We start from the raw sequence: 20471 nt of genomic DNA on the forward strand, positions 1-20471 counted from the left end.
TTGCTGCGGACAGCCGTACTTGTGGCTATTCGACCGATAAATCGTCTCTGTCGGACTAGACCACTCTTCAGAGGTTTGTCGGTCCGGGAACTCGCGCGAGGGCCCAGCGCGAGCCGCTAGCGTCAGCCCATGACCACGCCCGAGCCGCCCGACCTCGCCGAGGTCGCCGACCGGCTCTACGCCGCCTCGCCGGACCGGTTCACCGAGGCACGCAACGCCGAGGCGAAGGCGTGCGGGGACAAGGCGCTGGCCGCGCAGGTCAAGAAGCTGCGCAAGCCCTCGGTGGCGGCCTGGGCGATCAACCTCCTCGTACGCCGGGAGAGCGCCCAGATCGGCCACGTGCTCGAGCTCGCCGACTCCCTGCGGGCCGCGGCGCAGGCACTCGACGGTGACGAGCTGCGTGCCCTGACCCGGCAGCGTCGCCAGCTGACCACCGCGCTCGCCTCGACCGCGCGGTCGCTCGCACGCGAGGCCGGGGTGCGACTGACCGCACCGGTGGTCGATCAGGTCGAGGGGATGCTGAACGCGGCCATGCTCGACCCGGAGGCGGCCCGGGTGGTGCGCACCGGGCGGGTGCTGACCGCGTTCACCTCCACGGGGGTCTCCGATCTCGACGTGGACTCGGTGGTCGCCCTGCCGGACCGGCTCGAGGTCGAGGCCGTTCCGCTCGAGGGAGGCGACGAGGAGGAGGGGTCGGCGACGCCGGTGGCGCTGCGCGTCGTACCCGACGACGGCGTCAGGCTGGCCGCCGCGCAGGAGGCGCTCGAGGAGGCCGAGGAGCAGGTGCGGGCAGCCGAGCACGAGCTGGCCGAGATCGACGAGTCGGTCGAGGCGCTGAACGCCCGTCGCCTGCAGCTGCAGGGCGAGGCCGAGGAGCTCCGTCGCAAGCTCGCCGAGCTCGAGGACGGCGTCGACCAGGTCGACGACGAGCTGGAGGAGGCGGGGGAGGCGCGCCAGGACGCGCGCGACGTGCTCGAGGAGGCTCAGCGGACGCGGGACGCTGCCCAGGCCGAGCTCGCCCGCCTGGAGGCGAAGCGATGACGCCCGCAACCCCGGAGAGCGAGGAACATGTCTTTTACGAATAAGTCTAGTGAATAACTTGACTTACATGTCTTGAGTTGGCAAGGTCGGGTCATGACCTCCCCGGTGCCCACCCCGCAGCTCGCGGCCTCCGCACTCTCGAGGGCGCAGATCCTGTCCGGGCCGGATTCGGGGCCGGATTCGGGGCCGAGTCCCCGCCCGAAGCCCCGGCCCCATCCGGGACGCGACCGGGTCTCGTGGCTGCGGCGCTGGGTGAGCCCGGCCGTGATCCTGCTGACCTGGCAGGCCCTCTCCAGCGCAGGAACCATCCCCGAGCAGAAGATCGCCTCCCCGGCACAGATCGCCACCCGAGCCGCCGAGCTCACCCTCGACGGGACCCTCGGCGCCGCCACGGCGACCTCGGTGCAACGCGTGCTGGCCGGGTTCGCCATCGGGGCCGCCATCGGGCTGGTGCTCGCGGTGATCGCCGGGCTCAGCCGGATGGGGGAGGACGCCGTCGACCCACCGATGCAGATGCTGCGCACCCTTCCGCACTTCGGCCTGATCCCGCTGTTCATCGTCTGGATGGGGATCGGCGAGGCGCCGAAGATCGCGCTGATCGCCATGGGGGTCGCGTTCCCGCTCTACCTGAACACGTTCGCCGGCATCCGGAGCATCGACCGCAAGATGGTCGAGGCCGCCGTGACCATGGGCCTCAGCCACGCCCAGCGGCTGCGCCACGTGGTCATCCCCGGCGCGCTCCCGCAGGCCCTGGTCGGGCTGCGGCAGAGCCTGGGAGTCGCCTGGCTCTCCCTGATCGTGGCGGAGACGGTCAGTGCCGACTCCGGCCTCGGCTACATGATCAACCACGCCCGCGAGTTCCTCCAGACCGACGTGATCGTGGTGGGCCTGGCCGTGTACAGCGTGCTGGGCCTGGCCACCGACTCCCTTGTCCGACTCATCGAGAGGAAGGCGCTGGCATGGCGCTCCTGACCGGCAACACCGTCGCCGAGGTCCGCGGTCACCACCGCTCCTTCGGCACCACCACTGTGCTGCGCGGGGTCGACCTCACCGTGCGCCGCGGCGAGTTCGTCGCGCTCCTCGGCCGCAGTGGCTCCGGCAAGTCCACGCTGCTGCGCAGCCTGGCGGGACTCGACCGGAGCCCGCGTGAGGAGGTGTCGGTCACCGGGCGCGCGACCGTGTCCTTCCAGGAGCCCCGGCTGCTGCCCTGGCGCAAGGTGCAGGAGAACGTCGGGCTGGCCGTGCTGAACACGGTCACCAGCCAGGACCGGCCGGGCCGGGTCCGCGATGCGCTCGCGGAGGTCAGCCTCTCCGAGAAGGCCGACGCCTGGCCGGGCCAGCTCTCCGGCGGGCAGGCGCAGCGGGTCTCGCTGGCACGCGCCCTGGTCAGCGAGCCCGACCTCCTGCTGCTCGACGAGCCGTTCAGCGCTCTCGACGCCCTCACCCGGATGGAGATGCACACCCTGGTCACCGCGCTGTGGGAACGCCACCGGCCCGCGATCCTGCTGGTCACCCACGACGTGGACGAGGCGCTGGCGCTGGCCGACCGGGTGCTGGTGCTCGACTCCGGCACCATCGCCCGCGAGTGGCAGGTCGCCCTCCCGCGCTCCGCCCGCACGCCCGAGCACCACCTGATCGCGACCCTGCGCGAGGAGGTGCTCGGCGCGCTCGGCGTCACGGCCACCCGCGAGCCGCGGCACCGCGAGGACCACGACGTCGCCCACCACTTCGACACGAGCGGAGCAGCATGAGGAACCCGACCCCACCCGCCACCAGCGGCCGCACCGGCCGTTTCACCGGGGCCCTGACACTGGCCCTGGTCGCCACGCTCGCGCTCGCCGGCTGCGGCTCGGGCAACGCGAACGAGGAGGCGGTCCGGGACGACGGCAGCGTCGATCTCGCCAAGGTGACCCTGACAGTGGGGGACCAGAAGGGCGGTTCCGAGGCGCTGCTCACCGCAGCCGGCGCGCTCGACGACCTTCCCTACGAGATCGAGTGGAAGTCCTTCACCTCGGGCCCGCCGCTGCTGGAGGCGCTCAACGCGGGCGCCATCGACGTCGGCGCCGTGGGCAACACGCCGCCGCTGTTCGCGGCGGCGGCCAAGAGCAAGATCTCGGTGGTCTACGCAGCGACGATGGGAGCCGAGGGGGACGCGATCGTGGTCCGCAAGGACTCCCCGATCAAGAGCATCGCGGATCTCAAGGGCAAGAAGGTCGCCGTGGCCGAGGGCAGCTCGGCCAACTTCAACCTCCTCGCCCAGCTCGACAAGGCAGGACTGGCCTACGACGACATCGAGGTCAAGGCGCTCCAGCCCGCCGACGCACTGGCCGCGTTCAGCAACCGGCACGTGGACGCGTGGGCGATCTGGGACCCCTACACCTCGCAGGCCGAGCTGGAGTCCGACGCCCGGGTCCTCGTCGACGGCGGCGGGCTGGTCAACGGGCTGGCGTTCCAGGCTGCCAACCCCGACGCACTGGAGGACAAGGCGACCAGCAAGGCGCTCGAGGACTACCTGGGGCGGATCGCGAAGGCGCAGGTGTGGAGCAACACGAACCGCGACGCGTGGGCGAAGGTCTGGGCGGAGGAGACCGGCCTGTCCCAGGCGGTCACCCGCCGGGCGGTGGACCGTCGTACGGCGGAGCCCACCCCCATCGACGACGCAGTCATCGCCTCGGAGCAGGAGATGGCCGACGCCTTCGTCGAGGCAGGCCTGCTCCCCAGCAAGTTCGACGTCGGGGACTTCTTCTCCGACGACTTCAACAGCGCAGCAGTCCCCGCGGCCTGAGCGCCCACTTCAACCGGAGGTCACACATGAGCATCAAGCTGCACTGGTTCCTGCCCACGACCGGAGACGCCCGCAGCCTCGTCGGCGGCGGCCACAGCGTTCCCCAGGGCGTGGGTCTCCCCGTCGACGGACTCGGCACCGCCAACGTCTTCCGCGAGCCCGACATCGAATACCTCGCCTCGGTCGCGCGCACCGCCGACCAGCTGGGCTACGAGGGGGTGCTCACCCCGACCGGCACGTGGTGCGAGGACGCCTGGCTGGTCACCTCGGCCCTGATCCGCGAGACCCGCAACCTGAAGTTCCTGGTCGCGTTCCGGCCCGGGGTGACCTCGCCGACCCTGTCCGCGCAGATGGCCGCGACGTTCCAGCGGATCTCCGGTGGCAGGCTGCTGCTCAACGTGGTCACCGGCGGTGAGCCGGTGGAGCAGAAGCGGTTCGGTGACCACCTCTCAAAGGCCGAGCGCTACGCCCGTACCGACGAGTTCCTCTCCGTGGTCAAGGGTGCGTGGACCCAGGGGCCCTTCGACTTCTCCGGCGAGCACTACGACATCGAGGCCGCCGAGGTCCGCGGCAGCCTCGACCCGGTGCCCGAGATCTACTTCGGCGGGTCCTCCGCGCCGGCGGGACCGGTCGCGGCGAAGCACGCGGACGTCTACCTGACCTGGGGAGAGCCGCTCGAGCAGGTCGAGGAGAAGGTGCGCTGGATCCGCGGGCTGGCCGCCGAGCAGGGGCGCGAGATCCGCTTCGGGCTGCGGATCCACACGCTGTCGCGCGACACCAGCGAGCGCGCCTGGCAGGAGGCGCAGTGGCTCCTCGACGGGATCGACCCGGCCACCATCGAGCAGGCGCAGGCGGCCCTGGCCGCGAGCGAGTCCACCGGCCAGCAGCGGATGCGCTCCCTGCACGGCGGGCGCAGCACGTTCGCCTCGGTCCACGACCTGGAGATCGCCCCGAACCTGTGGTCCGGCGTGGGCCTGGTCCGTGGTGGAGCAGGTACGGCGCTCGTGGGCTCGCACCAGGAGGTCGCGGACCGGCTCGAGGAGTACCACCGGATCGGCATCGACGAGTTCATCCTGTCCGGCTACCCGCACGTCGAGGAGGCGTACTGGTTCGCCGAGGGGGTCAAGCCGATCCTGCGCGCCAAGGGGATCTACGGCGACGACGTGGCTCCCGGGCGGCGACTGGCCTCTGCCTAGGTGTGATGCCCAGGTGTGATGCCCAGGTGTGATGCCCGGGCCGGCCCCGTGACCGCCTCCGTCACGGGGCCGCCACCGCGACGTGGTCGCCGGCCGGGGTGCGGTCGTTGCTCTGGAACAGCCGGCGCATGAGCATCGCGGCCGCCCACCCCACCACGATCGTCCCGGTCGCCACGGCCACGTCGGGCAGGGACAGCGCCTCGGTCCCCAGGAAGGTCTGGAAGACCGGCACGTAGAGGCCGACGAAGGCCAGCACCAGCGACCCGGCCACGGTGACCGGCAGCAGCGGGTTCTCGCGGGTCAGCTGCTTGGGTCGCAGCCCCATCGCCACCCCCAGCTGGACGGCGACCAGCGACAGGAACACCATCGACTGCCAGGGCTTGTCGGCCTCCCGCGCCCAGACCCCCACCGCCAGGCTGGTCACCGACAAGATGACCGCCAGGGCCAGGACGCGCTGCCACAGTCCATCGCCGAGCACGCTCTGGTCGGGTGGGCGCGGGGGACGCGCCATCAGGTCGGGCTCGGCGGGCTCGGCCCCCATGGCGACTCCGGTGACCCCGTGGGTGAGCAGGTTGATCCACAGGATCTGCGCCGCGAGCAGCGGCACCCCGAGGCCCACGGCCGGTCCCAGGAGCATCACCAGGATCTCCGCCGCGCCGCCCGAGAGCCCGAAGACGAGGAAGCCCCGGATGTTGGCGTAGACCCGGCGTCCCTCCTCGACGGCTGCCACCACGGTGCTGAGGTCGTCGTCGGCCAGGACCAGGTCGGCGGCCTGCCGGGCCACCTCGGTGCCGCGGTGCCCCATCGCGACGCCGATGTCCGAGCGGCGCAGCGCGGGACCGTCGTTGACCCCGTCCCCGGTCATCGCCACGATGGCCCCGCGGTCGCGCCAGGCCTGGACGATGTCGAGCTTCTGCTCGGGGTTGGTCCGGGCGAAGACCCGCACGGCGGTGAGGTCGGGGACCTCGCCCGCCGCGATCTGGGCACCGGTCACCACCGCGTCGTGCTGGGCCGCCTCCGCCTCGCTCAGCACACCGACCTGGCGTGCGACCGCACCTGCGGTCGCGGGGTGGTCGCCGGTGATCAGGACCGGCAGGATGCCGGCCGCCCGGCAGGCCGCGATCGTGGAGCGTGCGGCCGGCTTCGGGGGGTCCTCCATCGCCACCAGGCCCAGCAGCCGGTGCTCGGCGTCCTCCCAGGAGGCGTCGGCGCTCTCCGCGGAGGTCAGGGCGAGCACCCGGAAGCCCTGCGACGAGAGCTCCGCGGCCCGGGCCAGGGCGCTGCTCCACTCGTCTCCGCGACCGAACCGGCCGTGGCGCTCGTGGAGTGCCTCGACCGATCCCTTGGTGACCACGAGGAGGCGGTCGCCGGGGGTGCGGTGGACGGTGGTCATCTGCTGGGTCGCGCTGTCGAACGGGACCTCCGCCTCCCGCGGGTACTCCGCCTCGGCCTGCGCCTTGTCGATCCCGGCCTTGGCGCCGGCGGTGACCAGCGCGACCTCGGTGGGGTCGCCCAACCCGGACCACTGGCCGCCGGGTTCGGCCGGCGGAACGAGGGCGGCGTCGTTGCACAGGGTGCCGGCCAGGAGCAGGTCGCGTACGTCGGCGAGGTCGGCCGGGTCCTGCGTCGTCCCCTCGGGGCGCAGCTCCCCGACCGGTGCGTACCCGTCCCCGGTGACGCGCACGGTGTGCTCGGGGGTCCACAGCTGCTCGACCACCATTACCGCCTGCGTCAGCGTGCCGGTCTTGTCGGTGCTGAGCACGGTGACCGACCCGAGGGTCTCGACGGCCGGGAGCCGGCGTACCACCGCGCTGCGTGCCGCCATCCGGCTCGCCCCCAGCGCGAGGCTCAGCGTGACGACCGCCGGCAGCGACTCCGGGACCGCGGCGACCGCGAGGCTGACGGCGGTGACGAGCATCAGCTCCAGCGACCGGTCGTTGAGCACGCCGATCACCAGGACGACCCCGCACAGCGCCACGGCGGTGATCGCCAGGACGCGCCCCAGCCCGGCGAGCCGCTGCTGGAGCGGCGTCACCTGGACCCGGGAGTCCATCAGCGCGGCGATCCTGCCCATCGCGCTGGAGGGACCGGTCGCGGTGACGTGTGCCGAGACCCGCCCCTTGACCACCACGGTGCCCGAGGAGAGGGGGTCGCCGACGCCCTTGCCCACCGCGACCGACTCGCCGGTCAGCGCCGCCTCGTCGATGAGTAGCGACGAGGCCTCGAGCACCTCGCAGTCCGCCGGCACGATGTCTCCCTCGCCCAGGGCGATCACGTCACCGGGGACGAGGTCGGCGCTGGGCAGCGAGACCTCCACCCCGTCGCGGCGTACCCGGACCGAGGGGGCCGACATGGCCGCCAGTGCGGTGATCGCGCGGTCGGCCTTGAGCTCCTGGTAGACGCCCACGGTGGTGTTCACCACGACCACGACCACGATGACGGCCGCGTCGGTGAGGTCCCCGATGAACACGGTCAGCACGCAGGCCCCGAGGAGCACCAGGATCAGCGGGTCGCGGAGCTGGACGCCGATGCTGGACCACACCGAGACCCGTCCCCGCTGGGCGACCTCGTTGGGCCCGACCTCGCTCAGCAGCCGGGTGGCCTCGGCGGTGGACAAGCCGGAGGGTGCCATGTCACCAACCCATACGGGTCAGCCCACCGACAGCGGGACGACCCCGACGGGGCAGCGGGCGTGCTCGACCAGCCACACCGAGACGGAGCCGAACATGAACTGCTCCGCGCGGCTGCCGTGGTGGGCGCCGACGATCAGCATGTCCATGCTCTCGGCGAGCCCCAGCAGGAACCGCTCCGGCATCCCCTGGTCGATCTCGGTGTAGACGCTCACGTCCGGGTACCTCTCCCCGAACCCCGCCAGCGACTCCGCCAGCGCCCGACGCCGCTGCCCCACGACCGAGGAGTCGTCGCCGAGCGCGGTGGGTGCTGCCTCGAAGTACCAGAAGCTGTGCACGACGGTCAGGGGCAGCTTCTCGATGGAGGCCTCGCGGAAGGCGAACTCCAGCACGGGCAGGGAGTCCGGTGTGGCGTCGGCGCCCACGGCGATCCCGTGGCGCTGGGTCGCGGTGCCCGGGGGGCGGGGGCGGTGCACGATCACCGGGCACCTCGCATGGCGTACGACGGCCACGGCCGTGGAACCGAGGAGCAGGCTCTTCATCCGCCCCCGCCCGCGCGACCCGAGCACCATGGTCCGGGCCGTGGCTGAGATCTCGACCAGCGCCTCGCGGGGGTCGTCGACCAGGCACAGCTCCTCGACGGTGACGTCGGGCGCCACCTGGAACACCTGCTCACGGGCGGCGGCGAGGACCCCCTGGCCCTTCTGCCGCAGGGACAGGTCGCGGGCCTCCCGCGGGTTGTGGCCGGCCGGATCGAGCAGCACCGGCGTGGTCGGCGGCACGGCGTGCACCACCGACAGGACCCGGTTCTCGGCGCCGGCCCGCCTGGCGGCCCAGGCGAGGGCCTGGTCGGAGGCACTGGAGCCGTCAACGCCGACGACGATGGATCCCGCAGTGAGGCTCATGCTCGCTCCAGCTCTGTGAGGGACCCGTGCGACTCAGTTCCACTCTCGCCCCGGAGGACGCGGCGGGAGTAGGGCGGAATGCAGTGGCGTGCCGGGACCAAAGGCCCTAGGCCCGCACTGCCGGGTCGCCGTTCCATGGAGCCGGCGCAGTGGAGCGCGCGAGTGGCTACTGCGCCCAGTCCTTGGCGCGTTCCACGCCCTTGCGCCACAGGGCGTAGGAGGCGTCGGTGCGCTCCCGGGCCTCCGCGGACTCGTCGGGGCCGAACTCCCGGTCCAGGTGCCAGGTCTCGCGCAGGTCCTCGGTCGAGTCCCAGACCCCGGTGCCGAGCCCGGCCATGAAGGCGGCGCCGAGAGCGGTGGTGTCGACGATCTCCGGCCGCTGCACGGGTACGCCGAGCAGGTCGGCCTGGAACTGGCAGAGCAGGTCGTTCGCGGCGGCGCCGCCGTCCACCATCAGCGAGGTCAGCTTCGTCGGCATCGTGTCGGTGACGTCGCGCACCTCGAAGGCGATCGCCTCCAGCGTGGCCCGGACCAGGTGCGCGCGCGTCGTACCCCGGGTGATGCCCAGGATCGTGCCTCGCGCGTGCGGGTCCCAGTGGGGCGCGCCCAGCCCGGTCAGCGCCGGGACGAACACCACGCCGTCGGTGGTCTCCACCGTGGAGGCGATCGCGGCAGTCTCGGCCGCGGACCCGACGATCTGGAGGCCGTCGCGCAGCCACTGCACCGCCGCGCCGGTGACGAAGATCGCCCCCTCCAGCGCGTAGGTGGTCTCACCGGCGGGGGAGCGCCACGCCGCGGTGGAGAGCAGCCCCGCGTCGGAGCGGATCACCTCGGTCCCGGTGTTGGTCAGGATGAACGAACCGGTGCCGTAGGTGCACTTGGAGTCGCCCACGTCGAAGCAGGTCTGGCCGAACAGCGCCGACTGCTGGTCGCCGGCGATGCCGGAGATGGGCAGGTCGAGGTCGAGGTAGCTCTTCGGGTCGGTGCGTGCCAGCTCGCCCCAGTTGGGCACGATCTCGGGCAGCGCGTCCATCGGGACGCCGAAGAGCCGGCACAGCTCCTCGGACCAGTCCCCGGTCTCGAGGTCGAACAGCAGCGTGCGGCAGGCGTTGGAGACGTCGGTGACGTGCCAGGTGCCGCGGGTCATCCGGGCGATCAGGTAGGAGTCGATGGTGCCGATCGCGTAGCGGCCGTCGCCGACCAGGGCCCAGGTGTTCGGCTCGTTCTCGGCGAGCCAGACCAGCTTGGTGCCGGAGAAGTAGGGGTCCAGGCGCAGGCCGGTGAGCTCGGTGACGCGCTCCTCGTGGCCCTCCTCGCGCAACCGGCGGCAGATGTCGGCGGTACGCCGGTCCTGCCACACGATCGCGCGCCGCGGGGAGCCCAGGGTCTCGCGGTCCCAGAGCAGCACGGTCTCGCGCTGGTTGGTGATCCCGATGCCGGAGAGGTCGCTCGGGGTCCCGTCCCACGCCTTGAGGCAGTCCCGGGTGGCCTCCAGGGTCGCCTGCCAGATCTCCTCGGGTGCGTGCTCGACCCAGCCCGGGCGGGGGAAGTGCTGCCGGAACTCCTGGTAGCCGCGGGCCACGATCCGCCCGTCCGCGGTGACCACGAGGACGGTCACCCCGGTGGTGCCGGCATCGATGGCGAGGACGGCTGTGGCACTGTTCGTTCCGCTCATGGACCCTGACATTAGGGGGACCCGGTGCCGGGGTGGACGACCGAGCCGGATAGAGGTTGGATGTTGAACGATCCAATTCCAGCAGAGGGAGAGAACATGCGCGTCGGAGTGCTCACAGGTGGGGGCGACTGCCCCGGACTGAACGCTGTGATCCGGGCCATCGTCCGCAAGGGCGTCAAGGAGTACGGCTTCGAGTTCGTCGGCTTCCTCGACGGGTGGCGTGGTCCGCTGGAGAACCTCACCACCGAGCTCGGGGTCGACCAGGTGCGCGGTGTGCTGCCCCGCGGCGGGACCATCTTGAAGTCCTCGCGCACCAACCCGTTCAAGATCGACGGCGGGGTGGAGAAGATCAAGGACAACCTCGCCGCCAACGGCGTGGACGCCCTGATCGCCATCGGCGGCGAGGACACGCTCGGCGTGGCCACCAAGCTCGCCGACCTCGGCGTCAACGTCGTCGGGGTGCCCAAGACGATCGACAACGACCTCTCCGGGACCGACTTCACCTTCGGCTTCGACACGGCCGTGAACATCGCGATGGAGGCGATCGACCGGCTGCACACCACCGCGGAGTCGCACCACCGCGTCCTGGTCGTCGAGGTGATGGGCCGGCACGCGGGCTGGATCGCGCTGCACGCCGGCATCGCGGGAGGGGCGAACGTCGTACTCATCCCCGAGCAGCCCTTCGACATCGAGAAGGTGTGCGGGTACGTCGAGAAGCGGTTCGAGTCGCACTACGCGCCGATCATCGTCGTCTCCGAGGGGGCGACGCCGGTCGAGGGCGGCGACATGACCCTGATCAGCGGCGAGAAGGACGCGTTCGGCCACGTCCGGCTCGGCGGCATCGGCGACCGGCTCGCCAAGGAGATCGAGGACCGCACCGGCAAGGAGGCCCGCGCCGTGGTCCTGGGCCACGTGCAGCGCGGCGGCACCCCGACCGCGTTCGACCGGTGGCTGGCCACCCGCTTCGGCCTCCAGGCGGTCACCGCCGTCGCCGACCAGGACTACGGCAAGATGATGGCCCTGCGAGGCACCGACATTGTGCGGGTGCCGCTCGCCGAGGGCACCGCCGAGCTCAAGCTGGTCAAGCCCGAGGAGTACGCCGAGGCCGAGGTCTTCTTCGGCTGAGGCGCGCCACGCTCGCAGTGAGGCCGGGCGTGGTCCACGATTGGGCGAAGGAACTCCCCACCCTGGAGGAAGCAATGTCGCCAAGCACCTCGGAGCACGACGACCTCACCGAGCAGGACGAGGGCCTCAAGCGGGTGATGGGCCCCAAGCTCCTGCTGCTGTTCATCGTCGGCGACATCCTGGGCGCGGGCATCTACGCGGTGACCGGGGAGATGGCGCTCGAGGTGGGCGGCATCGTGTGGGTGCCGTTCCTGGTGGCGTTCGGGGTGGCCACCCTGACCGCGCTGTCCTACCTGGAGCTGGTCACCAACCATCCCCAGGCCGCCGGCGCGGCGCTGTACGCGCACAAGGCCTTCGGTCTGCACTTCGTGACGTTCCTGGTGGCCTTCGGGGTGATCTGCTCGGGCATCACCAGCGCGTCGACCTCCTCCAACCTGCTGGCGACCAACCTGCTCGCGGGCTTGGAGGGCATCGGGATGGATGTGCCGGGAGGCACCACGCCCGTCCTGGTGGTCGCGCTGCTGTTCATGCTGGTCCTCGCGGTGATCAACCTGCGCGGGGTCGGCGAGAGCGTGAAGTTCAACGTGCTGCTGACCCTGATCGAGATCATCGCGCTGGCGATCGTGATCGGGGTCGGCTTCTACGTGATGGCCCAGGGCAATGCCGACCTCGGCCGGATCGTGGTGTTCAACTCCGGCAGCGAGCGCGGGATGTTCCTGGCCGTGACGGTCGCCACGGCCGTCGCCTTCTTCGCGATGGTGGGCTTCGAGGACTCGGTCAACATGGTCGAGGAGACCAAGGACCCGGTGAAGGTCTTCCCCAAGATCATGCTCACCGCGCTGGGGATCGCGGTGGTCTGCTACATCCTCGTCGCGATCTCGGTGATCGCCGTGATCCCCGAGGGCCGGATCGAGAGCGTGGTCAACGACGAGGGCAAGGTGCTGCTCGAGGTCGTCAAGACCGGGGCGCCGAACTTCCCGATCGACAAGGTCTTCCCGTTCCTGACCGTGTTCGCCGTGGCCAACACCGCCCTGATCAACATGCTGATGGCGAGCCGGCTGCTCTACGGGATGGCCAACCAGCGGGTGCTGCCCCGGGTGCTGGGCAAGGTCCTCCCCGGGCGGCGTACGCCGTGGGCCGGGATCGCGTTCTCCACGGTGCTCGCGCTGTGCGTGATCGTGGTGGTGACGCTGATGGCTGAGAACGACGTGATCGCCTCGCTGGCCGGCACCACCGGCCTGCTGCTGCTGTGCGTGTTCGCCGTGGTGAACATCGCCTGCCTGGTGCTGCGGCGCGAGCCGGGTGCCGAGGGCGCCTTCCGCGCGCCCGGGCCGACGCCGCTCGTCGCCGCGGTCGCCTGCCTGTTCCTGGTCGGCCCCTGGGCGCGTGACCGCGACGACTGGATCCAGTACCAGATCGCCGGCGGGCTGCTCGTCCTCGGAGTGGTGCTGTGGCTGGTGACCCTGGGGCTCAACCGCGCCTCGGGCCAGGGCGGCGGCGAGTTCAAGGACGTCGGCAAGCTGGAGGGGTGACCGCGGTTCGGACCGGAGCCCACAGGCCACGTAGTCTGGCGTGGTGTCCGAATCAGTTCCCGACCTGGCGACGCTGCACGCCATGGGTCCCGCTCAGCAGCCCACCTACGCCGACCCCGCAGCGGTCGAGGCAGCCGTCACGCGGCTGCGCAGCATGCCCCCGCTCGTGTTCGCGGGAGAGTGCGACGCGCTGAAGGAGAAGCTCGCCGCGGTCACCCGCGGCGAGGCGTTCCTGCTCCAGGGTGGTGACTGCGCCGAGACCTTCGCCGGAGTGACCGCCGACAACACCCGCAACAAGCTGCGCGTCCTGCTCCAGATGGCCGTCGTGCTCACCTACGCCGCGTCGGTGCCGGTCGTGAAGCTCGGACGGCTGGCCGGCCAGTACGCCAAGCCGCGCTCCTCGGACTTCGAGACCCGCGACGGCGTGACGCTGCCGGCGTACCGCGGTGACGCCGTCAACGGCTTCGCGTTCACCGAGGAGTCCCGCCGCCACGACCCGCAGCGCCTCGTCGAGGTCTACCACGCCTCCGCGGCGACCCTGAACCTCGTTCGCGCCTTCACCACCGGTGGGTACGCCGACCTGCGCCAGGTGCACACCTGGAACACCGACTTCGTCCGCGGCTCCGAGGCGGGCCGCAAGTACGAGCAGGTGGCCGCCGAGATCGACCGCGCGCTGAACTTCATGTCGGCCATCGGCGCCGACCCCGACGAGTTCCACCGCGTCGACTTCCACTCCAGCCACGAGGCGCTGGTGCTGGAGTACGAGCACGCCCTGACCCGCACCGACAGCCGCACCCAGCTGCCCTACGACGTCTCCAGCCACTTCGTGTGGATCGGTGAGCGCACCCGCCAGCTCGACGGCGCCCACGTGGAGCTGCTCAGCCACATCCAGAACCCGATCGGGGTCAAGCTCGGTCCCACCACGAGCGCCGACGACGCGATCGCGCTGGCCGCCAAGCTCAACCCGGCCAACGAGCCCGGGCGGCTCACGTTCATCACCCGGATGGGTGCGGGCAAGATCCGCACCCACCTGCCTCCGCTGCTGGAGAAGGTGCACGCGGCCGGCGTCGAGGTGGCCTGGGTCTGCGACCCGATGCACGGCAACACCTTCGAGGCGTCCTCGGGCTACAAGACCCGCGCGTTCGACGACGTGATCGAGGAGGTCCAGGGCTTCTTCGACGTGCACCGCGCGGTCGGCACGTGGCCCGGCGGCCTGCACGTCGAGCTCACCGGTGACGACGTCACCGAGTGCGTCGGCGGTGGCGAGGAGCTGCTCGAGGTCGACCTGGGCAACCGCTACGAGTCGGTCTGCGACCCCCGCCTGAACCGGGTCCAGTCCCTCGAGCTGTCGTTCCTGGTCGCCGAGATGCTCCGCAAGGCCTGAGCCGCGTGCCCCGGGTCCGCGAGCTCGCCGGGGACCACCTGGCGTTCTGGCGGGAGCGGCACCTGTGCACCGTGACCACCCTGCGCCGTGACGGGTCCCCGCACGTCGTACCGATGGGCGTAGTGGTGGACGTGGAGGCCGGTGTCGCCTGGGCGATCACCTCGGGGACCTCGCAGAAGGTCGCCAACCTCCGCGCCGGGAGCGACCCCCGGGTCGCGGCGTGCCAGGTCGACGGCGGGCGGTGGTCCACGATCGAGGGCACGGCCGAGGTCCTCGACGACCCGGGCTCCGTCGCCGAGGCCGTACGCCGCTACGCCGAGCGCTACCGCCAGCCACGGGAGAACCCCGACCGGGTGGCCCTGCGGATCACGATCACCAGCGCCATCGGCAACGTGTGATCCGTCGGTGGTCGAGTGGTCGGGACCGCCGGTCGAGCATCGAGGTACGCGAGCGGTCAGTCGAGACCATCTGGTGAGGTGCGCGCCGTGGTGAACGGCCCCGTGCGGGCCTCGGCGCCACGGATACCGCCCCCGACGAGGACGCGGGGGCCGGGAACGGTGATGTCCACTCGTCGCACGCTAGCGCGGCTGGTCGCCAGGGCACCCCGGGTCACAGCTGGTCCCAGAATCCCTGCAGTAGTGCGGCCAACGCCTCCGGCTGCTCGAGCGGGATCAGGGTGCGGGCTCCGGTGACCGTTGCAACTCGAGCGTCCGGGGCGCGGTCGGCGGCTGCCGCGGCGTCCTGAGGGCTCCAGTCCCCGCGGTCGTCCGAGGCGACGAACAGGCTCGGGACGCAGATGTCGCCGAGCTCGTCCGTGACGTCGACGCGGTTGAGGATGAAGGAGCCGAGCGCTCTCGACATGCTGGCGCGGGTCGGGCGCCCCAGGCTGTCCACGACCGTGCGCCGGAGGGCGTCGTCCGCCTGCGAGGTCTCGGTGAGCATCGCGTCCAGGACCGCGCTCCGGACGGGACCAACGGCGCCGACCGTCCGCAAGAGGGGGCGAAGCAGGAGGATGCGGCGGCGGAGCGCGGCAGTGATCGGCTCCGTGGGGGAACTGACCGCCACCAGGCTGCGCAGCAGGCCGGGTCGGGTCGCGAGCTTGAAACCGACGTGTCCTCCGAAGGCGTTGCCCACCCAGTCGACGGGCTCGGTGATCGACAGGCCGGCCAAGAGGTCGACCGCCGCGTCAGCCGCCTCGGCGATGTCGCTCTCGCGGCTCAGCGGCTCGCTCAGACCCAGGCCGGGCCCGTCCACCAGTAGGTAGCGCCGATCGGGAGCCAGGTGCGGCAGCATCAGGTCCCAGGTGTGGCTGTCGACGAACATCGACGGCCACAGGACGGTTGTCCGGCCCGTGCCGAGCGTGCGGACGTGCAGGGCACCGAGACGGGTCGAGACGGCGACCGTCCGCTCGGAGGGCGAAGTGGTGGTCATGTCGTGCCTTTCGTTTCGTGGAGTCCAGAATAATTGGTGTTAGTCTAACTAACATGAAAGATCGGGTCTATACCATGACGGCGCGCGCCGCTGCCGCCGAGGAGACGGGTACGCGCATCGTCGACGCGATGCTGCGGCGGTTCGGCCGGCTGCCGTACGACGAGGTGCGCCTCGACGACGTCGCGGCCGACGCCGGCGTGACTACCCAGACCGTGATCCGCCGGTTCGGGAGCAAGGCGGGTCTGATGCGCGCCACCGTCGAGCGTGAGCTGGCGCGCATTGTGGCCTCGCGTGAGGCCGGCGCCTCGGAGGACCCAGCCGGGATCGTTGCGGACCTGGTCACGCACTACGAGACCTACGGAGCGCTCATCCTCAAGGTCTACGCGGAGGCCGGCATGATCGAGGGCCTGGCCCAGGCGGTGGCGGACGGCCGCGCCTACCATCTGTCCTGGTGCCGCCGCACCTTCGAGCGGCACCTCGACGACGATGGGGACGCGCTCACCCGTGATCGCCGACTGGCGCAGGTCACGGCGGCGTGTGACGCGACCACGTGGCGGATCCTGCGCCTCGACGCTCGTCTGGACCCCGAACAGACGCGGTTGGCGCTCGTCGAGCTGATCAGCCCGCTGCTGGCGCCTCGACCACCACGTCCTCAGCAGGGTCCGGACGACACCGGATCTGCTCCGGAGGCCCCAGGCAGCCGCCCGCCTTCTAGGCTCGACCCATGATCGACCTGCGCTCGGACACCGTCACCCGCCCCAGCGAGGGCATGCGCCGCGCCATGGCCGAGGCCGAGGTGGGCGACGACGTCTACGGCGAGGACCCCACGGTGGGGCTGCTCCAGGAGCGGGTCGCGGAGCTGTTCGGCCACGAGGCCGCGCTGTTCACCCCCACCGGCTCGATGGCGAACGTGATCGCGCTCGCGCTCCTGGTCGGCCCCGGCCAGGAGGTGCTGTGCGAGTCCCGGGCGCACATCCTGCGCGCCGAGCTCGGCGCGCACGGTGCGTTCACCGGGCTGACCAGCCGGACCTGGGTCCACCCCGAGGGGCAGATCGACCTGGACACGATCCGGTCGATGTACGCCCCCGACATGGGGTCGTTCTTCGTGCGCACCACCGCGATCTCCGTGGAGAACACCCACAACTTCGCCGGCGGCACCGTGCTGCCGATCGAGGACCTCGAGGCGCTGCGCTCCTTCGCCGACGAGGCCGGTTGCGCGGTGCACATGGACGGTGCCCGGATCTGGAACGCCCATGTGGCCCACGGCGTCCCGCTGGCGGCGTACGGCGCGATCACGGACACGATGGCGGTGTGCCTCTCGAAGGGGCTCGGCGCGCCGATCGGCTCCCTGGTGCTGGGCAGCGCCGACCAGATCGCCGAGGCGCGCGTGCTGCGCAAGCGGATGGGCGGCGGCATGCGCCAGGTCGGCGTGCTCGCCGCGGCCGGTCTCTACGCGCTGGACCACAACCTCGAGCGCATGGCCGAGGACCACGAGCACGCCCGCCTCCTCGCCGAGGCGTGCGGCGGCGACCCGGCCCTGACCGAGACCAACATCGTGGTCGTGGACGTCCCCGACGCGATCCAGCTGGTCGCCGCGGCCCGCGAGGAGGGCGTCCTGATCGGAGCCGTCGGCCCTCGCCGCGTCCGGATGCTCACCCACCTCGACGTCGACCGCGCCGCCGTGGAACAGGCCGCCAAGGTGCTCACTCGCCTGATCGCCGCCATTTCCGGATAGTCCGCGACCTTTCCGTCGTCGAAACGGACATCTGGCAACGGAAACGTCTCGGACTATCCCGGTGGGCGGTCCCTACGCGGGGCTGCCGGTCCGGGTGATCTGGCGCTCGTGGGCGCGCACCGACTTCACGTAGGCGACGGTGTCGTCGAAGAGGCCGATGCGGCGTACGGCGCCGAGGCCCTGGTAGTACGCCGCGATCGCGTTGTTGTTGCGCTTGGTGGAGTCGCGGAGCACGCGCAGGGCGGTCACCCCCGCGAGCACGTTGTCGTGGGTGTCGCGCAGCCGCAGGGGCCGGCCGACGTACCAGCGCATCCAGCGGCCGGTGTCCGGCATCACCTGCATCACGCCCAGCGCGCCGGCGCTGGAGACCCGGTGTTGCTGCCAGCCCGACTCCTGCCAGGCGACGGCGAGCGCGAGCTTGGGGGGCACACCCTGCTGCCGGGCCGTGCGTACGACGAGCCGGCGGACCTGCTGGCGCGACAGGTCGGCGTGCAACCAGCCCCGCCCGGCCGGCCGGGCTTGGTGCATCTGGAGCCAGGCGGGGTTCGGCTTCGCCTTCTTGCGCGGCTTGCCGGTGGACGCGGCTCCGCCGTCACGGCGTACGGCGGAGAGCACCACCGGGATCTTCAGGACCTGGCCCTGCCTGAGCACCCCGCGGGGCCCGAGGCCGTTCAACCGGATCAGCTCGGCGGTCCAGGCTCGGTAGCGCACCGCGAGGCCGGTCGCCGTGTCGCCGGGACCCACCACGTGCCGCCTGATCGCACGGTCGGGGTGGCCGGGCCAGGGCTGCCACTGGGGCAGTGCCGCGGGTGCCTGCGCCGAGGCGCGGGCCTGCGTCATCGGCTGGGCCTGGGCAGGCGCCGCGGGAAGCAGCGCGGCTGCCGTCACGGTGCCGGCCAGCGTGGCCATCAGGGATCGTGCTCTGCGTCGGGGAAGTGACATGTTTCCTCCGTCTGCGGGCGAAGCCAAGCACGTTACCAGTGTGACGGAAGTGACTGAAGTTGCTGATGTTGCAGGCGTGGCGGCGCGCCGGGTGAGCCGCTGTGGAGATCCGGCTCAGACGATGCTGACCACGACGACGCTGCCCTTGGGCGCCATCGTCCCGGGCGCGGGATCGGTGGCCACGACGTACCTGACCCCGATGTAGAGGCTCGCCTCGCGCGAGGTCACCTTGAAGCCGGCCGCCTCCAGGCGCTGCTTGGCGGCCTCGAAGCCCATCGAGACCACGTCGGGCACCTGCACCATCACCGGGCCCTTGGAGACCACCAACGAGATCGTGTCGCCCTTCTTTCCGGTGCCCTCGGCGGGGTTCTGCGAGATGATCCGGCCGGCGGGGACGGTGTCGTCGTTGGCCTCGGAGGCGCCCACCTTGAAGCCCAGCTTCTCCAGGGCGGTCTTCGCGGCGGGGAGGGGCTTGCCCACCATGCTCGGGATCGTGATCGGCCGCGGGCCCTTGCTCATGATCACGTCGACGGCGGCGTTGCGCCGCAACGACGTGCCGCTCTCGGGGTCGGTCCCGATCGCCCGGCCTGCGGGGACCTTCTCGTGGAAGCGCTCGATCGAGTCGCCGTACTGGAGCTTCGAGTCGTCCAGGGCGCGCTGCGCCTCGTCGAGGCTCTTCCCGGCGACGTCGGGCACGTCGTGGCGCTCGGGGCCCAGCGAGATGACCGCACCCACGGTGCCGTCCTTGCGGACGCGCTCGCCCGGGTCGGGGTCGGTGGAGATCACCGCGCCCTTGGCGACGGTCTCGTGGAAGGCCTCGTCGGTGACCTCCATCGAGAGCCCGGCCTGGTGGAGCTTGACCCGGGCGGCGGCCTCGCTGGTGTTCACCACACCGGGGGTGGAGGTGTAGCGGGCGACCCCGAGGTACCACCCGCCCAGGGCCGCGAGGACCGCGAGCGTGACCACGACCGCGAGCAGCGCCGGCCCGCGGCGGGAGCGCTGCGCGGGGCGTACGGGGGCAGGGTCGCTGCGCACGGGGCGCTGGTTGCCGGGGGGAGCCGTGGCGAGGAGCAGCGCGTCGCGGTCGTCGTCCTCGTCGTCCTGCAGGCTGCTCAGGTCGTGCGCCTCGATGATCTGCGCCGGGAGCTCGCCGGTGGGGGTGCGGATGCCGCCCACGGGCACCGTCGGGACGAGGTCGTCCACCAGGTCGGGATCCTCGACGACGCCGTGGTCGAGCGCGTTCCGGACGCGGCGTACCTGGTGCAGCAGCACGCGTGCGTCGGCGGGCCGCAGGGCGGTGTCGCGGGCCGTGGCCCGGGCGACCAGCGCGTCGACGTACGGCGGGATGCCGGGCGTGGAGGCCGACGGCGCGGGGATGTCCTCGTGGACGTGCTTGTAGGCGACCTGGATCGGGCTGGCCGCCTGGTGGGGCTTGTGCCCGGTGAGCATCTCGTAGATGAGCACCCCGGCGGCGTAGACGTCGGCGCGGGCGTCGGCCTTGCCGTTGACCACCAGCTCGGGGGAGAGGTAGGACACGGTGCCGATCAGCACCCCGCCCGTGGCCGTGTGCTGGGTCTCGGAGTTGATCGCGCGAGCGAGGCCGAAGTCGGCGACCTTGACCCGGCCGTCGTCGGCCAGCAGCACGTTCTCGGGCTTGACGTCGCGGTGCAGGATGCCGGCGTCGTGGGCGGCGGCGAGCGCGGCCAGCACGGGCTCGATCACGGCCAGGGCCCTGCCCGGCGACATCGGCGCCTCGGTGCGGATCAGGTCGCGCATGGTCCGGCCGGGGACGTACTCCATCACCAGGAACAAGGTGCCGTTGTCGTCGCCGGTGTCGAAGACGGCGACCACGTTGTGGTGGGACAGGCGGGCCGCGGAGCGCGCCTCGCGCTGGAAGCGTCGTACGAACTCGTCGTCGTCGGCCAGCCCCTCGTGCATCACCTTGACCGCCACCGTGCGGTCCAGGCGCAGGTCGGTGGCCTCGTAGACGGTGGCCATCCCGCCGCGGGCGATCCGGGGGCCGACGCGGTACCGGCCGTCCAGGACGCGCCCGGTCAAGGCATCGGCGCTGCGGTCCACGGTCTCCTCCT

17 protein-coding genes are annotated in these 20471 nt (G+C 71.6%); 11 read left to right on the top strand and 6 right to left on the bottom strand.

What is annotated here, in order from left to right; all coding sequences use genetic code 11:
- The first annotated feature begins 129 nt into the window (after positions 1-129).
- From AC4BGC_RS04515 to AC4BGC_RS04535, 5 genes are all read left to right on the top strand, one after another.
- Entirely contained in the window at positions 130-1041 is a 912-nt protein-coding gene (locus AC4BGC_RS04515) for a hypothetical protein (protein ID WP_490554550.1), read from the top strand.
- 93 nt (positions 1042-1134) lie between these two features.
- Positions 1135-2013, top strand: a complete 879-nt coding sequence (locus tag AC4BGC_RS04520; protein WP_490554551.1) for an ABC transporter permease — start codon at positions 1135-1137, stop codon at positions 2011-2013.
- A complete protein-coding gene (locus tag AC4BGC_RS04525) occupies positions 2001-2792 on the top strand; it encodes an ABC transporter ATP-binding protein (protein ID WP_490554552.1) in 792 nt (263 codons plus the stop codon). Before AC4BGC_RS04520 ends, AC4BGC_RS04525 begins: the two co-directional genes overlap by 13 nt.
- The gene (locus AC4BGC_RS04530) at positions 2789-3826 is read left to right on the top strand and encodes an ABC transporter substrate-binding protein (RefSeq protein ID WP_490545765.1); all 1038 of its coding nucleotides are present in this window, start codon (positions 2789-2791) and stop codon (positions 3824-3826) included. The genes AC4BGC_RS04525 and AC4BGC_RS04530 overlap by 4 nt, the downstream gene beginning before the upstream one ends.
- A 26-nt stretch (positions 3827-3852) precedes the next feature.
- Positions 3853-5022, top strand: a complete 1170-nt coding sequence (locus AC4BGC_RS04535) for an LLM class flavin-dependent oxidoreductase (protein ID WP_490554554.1) — start codon at positions 3853-3855, stop codon at positions 5020-5022.
- A gap of 61 nt (positions 5023-5083) precedes the next feature.
- Here the strand turns inward: AC4BGC_RS04535 and AC4BGC_RS04540 are convergent, their stop codons facing one another.
- The 3 genes from AC4BGC_RS04540 to glpK all read right to left on the bottom strand — a co-directional run bounded on the left by AC4BGC_RS04540 (position 5084) and on the right by glpK (position 10232).
- A complete protein-coding gene (locus tag AC4BGC_RS04540; protein ID WP_490554555.1) occupies positions 5084-7654 on the bottom strand; it encodes a cation-translocating P-type ATPase in 2571 nt (856 codons plus the stop codon).
- Positions 7655-7672: 18 nt separating this feature from the next.
- Complete coding sequence (locus AC4BGC_RS04545; protein WP_490545759.1) at positions 7673-8557, bottom strand: universal stress protein; 885 nt, start codon at positions 8555-8557, stop codon at positions 7673-7675.
- Between the two features lie 166 nt (positions 8558-8723).
- Positions 8724-10232 carry a glycerol kinase GlpK gene (glpK, locus tag AC4BGC_RS04550; RefSeq protein WP_490554557.1) on the bottom strand — a complete coding sequence of 503 codons (1509 nt, stop codon included), beginning with the start codon at positions 10230-10232 and terminating at the stop codon, positions 8724-8726.
- Between the two features lie 96 nt (positions 10233-10328).
- On the opposite strand from glpK, the gene AC4BGC_RS04555 reads away from it, so the two are divergent.
- The 4 genes from AC4BGC_RS04555 (at position 10329) to AC4BGC_RS04570 (ending at position 14671) form a co-directional block, all read left to right on the top strand.
- A complete protein-coding gene (locus AC4BGC_RS04555) occupies positions 10329-11357 on the top strand; it encodes a 6-phosphofructokinase (RefSeq protein ID WP_490554558.1) in 1029 nt (342 codons plus the stop codon).
- A gap of 74 nt (positions 11358-11431) precedes the next feature.
- Positions 11432-12889 (top strand): APC family permease, encoded by a 1458-nt coding sequence (locus AC4BGC_RS04560; protein ID WP_490554559.1) that lies wholly within the window; start codon positions 11432-11434, stop codon positions 12887-12889.
- A 43-nt stretch (positions 12890-12932) separates the two neighbouring features.
- Positions 12933-14273: a class II 3-deoxy-7-phosphoheptulonate synthase gene (locus AC4BGC_RS04565; RefSeq protein WP_490545751.1), complete on the top strand. Its 1341-nt coding sequence runs from the start codon at positions 12933-12935 to the stop codon at positions 14271-14273.
- Positions 14274-14278: 5 nt separating this feature from the next.
- Positions 14279-14671, top strand: a complete 393-nt coding sequence (locus AC4BGC_RS04570) for a pyridoxamine 5'-phosphate oxidase family protein (RefSeq protein ID WP_490554561.1) — start codon at positions 14279-14281, stop codon at positions 14669-14671.
- 211 nt (positions 14672-14882) lie between these two features.
- Here AC4BGC_RS04570 and AC4BGC_RS04575 read toward each other — a convergent pair whose 3' ends face one another.
- Positions 14883-15704 carry an alpha/beta fold hydrolase gene (locus AC4BGC_RS04575; RefSeq protein WP_490554562.1) on the bottom strand — a complete coding sequence of 274 codons (822 nt, stop codon included), beginning with the start codon at positions 15702-15704 and terminating at the stop codon, positions 14883-14885.
- A gap of 74 nt (positions 15705-15778) precedes the next feature.
- On the opposite strand from AC4BGC_RS04575, the gene AC4BGC_RS04580 reads away from it, so the two are divergent.
- Both AC4BGC_RS04580 and AC4BGC_RS04585 read left to right on the top strand, forming a co-directional pair.
- Positions 15779-16432 (top strand): TetR/AcrR family transcriptional regulator, encoded by a 654-nt coding sequence (locus AC4BGC_RS04580; protein WP_490554564.1) that lies wholly within the window; start codon positions 15779-15781, stop codon positions 16430-16432.
- Positions 16429-17439 carry a threonine aldolase family protein gene (locus tag AC4BGC_RS04585; RefSeq protein WP_490554565.1) on the top strand — a complete coding sequence of 337 codons (1011 nt, stop codon included), beginning with the start codon at positions 16429-16431 and terminating at the stop codon, positions 17437-17439. Before AC4BGC_RS04580 ends, AC4BGC_RS04585 begins: the two co-directional genes overlap by 4 nt.
- A gap of 72 nt (positions 17440-17511) precedes the next feature.
- On the opposite strand, the gene AC4BGC_RS04590 is transcribed toward AC4BGC_RS04585, so the two are convergent.
- Positions 17512-18348 (bottom strand): lytic transglycosylase domain-containing protein, encoded by an 837-nt coding sequence (locus tag AC4BGC_RS04590; RefSeq protein WP_490554566.1) that lies wholly within the window; start codon positions 18346-18348, stop codon positions 17512-17514.
- Between the two features lie 147 nt (positions 18349-18495).
- Positions 18496-20460 carry a Stk1 family PASTA domain-containing Ser/Thr kinase gene (pknB, locus tag AC4BGC_RS04595; protein WP_490554567.1) on the bottom strand — a complete coding sequence of 655 codons (1965 nt, stop codon included), beginning with the start codon at positions 20458-20460 and terminating at the stop codon, positions 18496-18498.
- Positions 20461-20471 lie beyond the last annotated feature (11 nt).

Source organism: Nocardioides sp. Z38_18 (genome assembly GCF_058215695.1).

Bases quoted from the DNA above. Each gene is read 5' to 3' on its own strand.
- AC4BGC_RS04545 (WP_490545759.1), bottom strand. From the start codon at position 8,557: ATGAGCCTCACTGCGGGATCCATCGTCGTCGGCGTTGACGGCTCCAGT.
- glpK (WP_490554557.1), bottom strand. From the start codon at position 10,232: ATGAGCGGAACGAACAGTGCCACAGCCGTCCTCGCCATCGATGCCGGC.
- AC4BGC_RS04560 (WP_490554559.1), top strand. From the start codon at position 11,432: ATGTCGCCAAGCACCTCGGAGCACGACGACCTCACCGAGCAGGACGAG.
- AC4BGC_RS04515 (WP_490554550.1), top strand. From the start codon at position 130: ATGACCACGCCCGAGCCGCCCGACCTCGCCGAGGTCGCCGACCGGCTC.
- AC4BGC_RS04535 (WP_490554554.1), top strand. From the start codon at position 3,853: ATGAGCATCAAGCTGCACTGGTTCCTGCCCACGACCGGAGACGCCCGC.
- AC4BGC_RS04580 (WP_490554564.1), top strand. From the start codon at position 15,779: ATGACGGCGCGCGCCGCTGCCGCCGAGGAGACGGGTACGCGCATCGTC.
- AC4BGC_RS04525 (WP_490554552.1), top strand. From the start codon at position 2,001: ATGGCGCTCCTGACCGGCAACACCGTCGCCGAGGTCCGCGGTCACCAC.
- AC4BGC_RS04555 (WP_490554558.1), top strand. From the start codon at position 10,329: ATGCGCGTCGGAGTGCTCACAGGTGGGGGCGACTGCCCCGGACTGAAC.
- AC4BGC_RS04575 (WP_490554562.1), bottom strand. From the start codon at position 15,704: ATGACCACCACTTCGCCCTCCGAGCGGACGGTCGCCGTCTCGACCCGT.
- AC4BGC_RS04520 (WP_490554551.1), top strand. From the start codon at position 1,135: ATGACCTCCCCGGTGCCCACCCCGCAGCTCGCGGCCTCCGCACTCTCG.
- AC4BGC_RS04585 (WP_490554565.1), top strand. From the start codon at position 16,429: ATGATCGACCTGCGCTCGGACACCGTCACCCGCCCCAGCGAGGGCATG.
- AC4BGC_RS04540 (WP_490554555.1), bottom strand. From the start codon at position 7,654: ATGGCACCCTCCGGCTTGTCCACCGCCGAGGCCACCCGGCTGCTGAGC.
- AC4BGC_RS04590 (WP_490554566.1), bottom strand. From the start codon at position 18,348: ATGGCCACGCTGGCCGGCACCGTGACGGCAGCCGCGCTGCTTCCCGCG.
- AC4BGC_RS04530 (WP_490545765.1), top strand. From the start codon at position 2,789: ATGAGGAACCCGACCCCACCCGCCACCAGCGGCCGCACCGGCCGTTTC.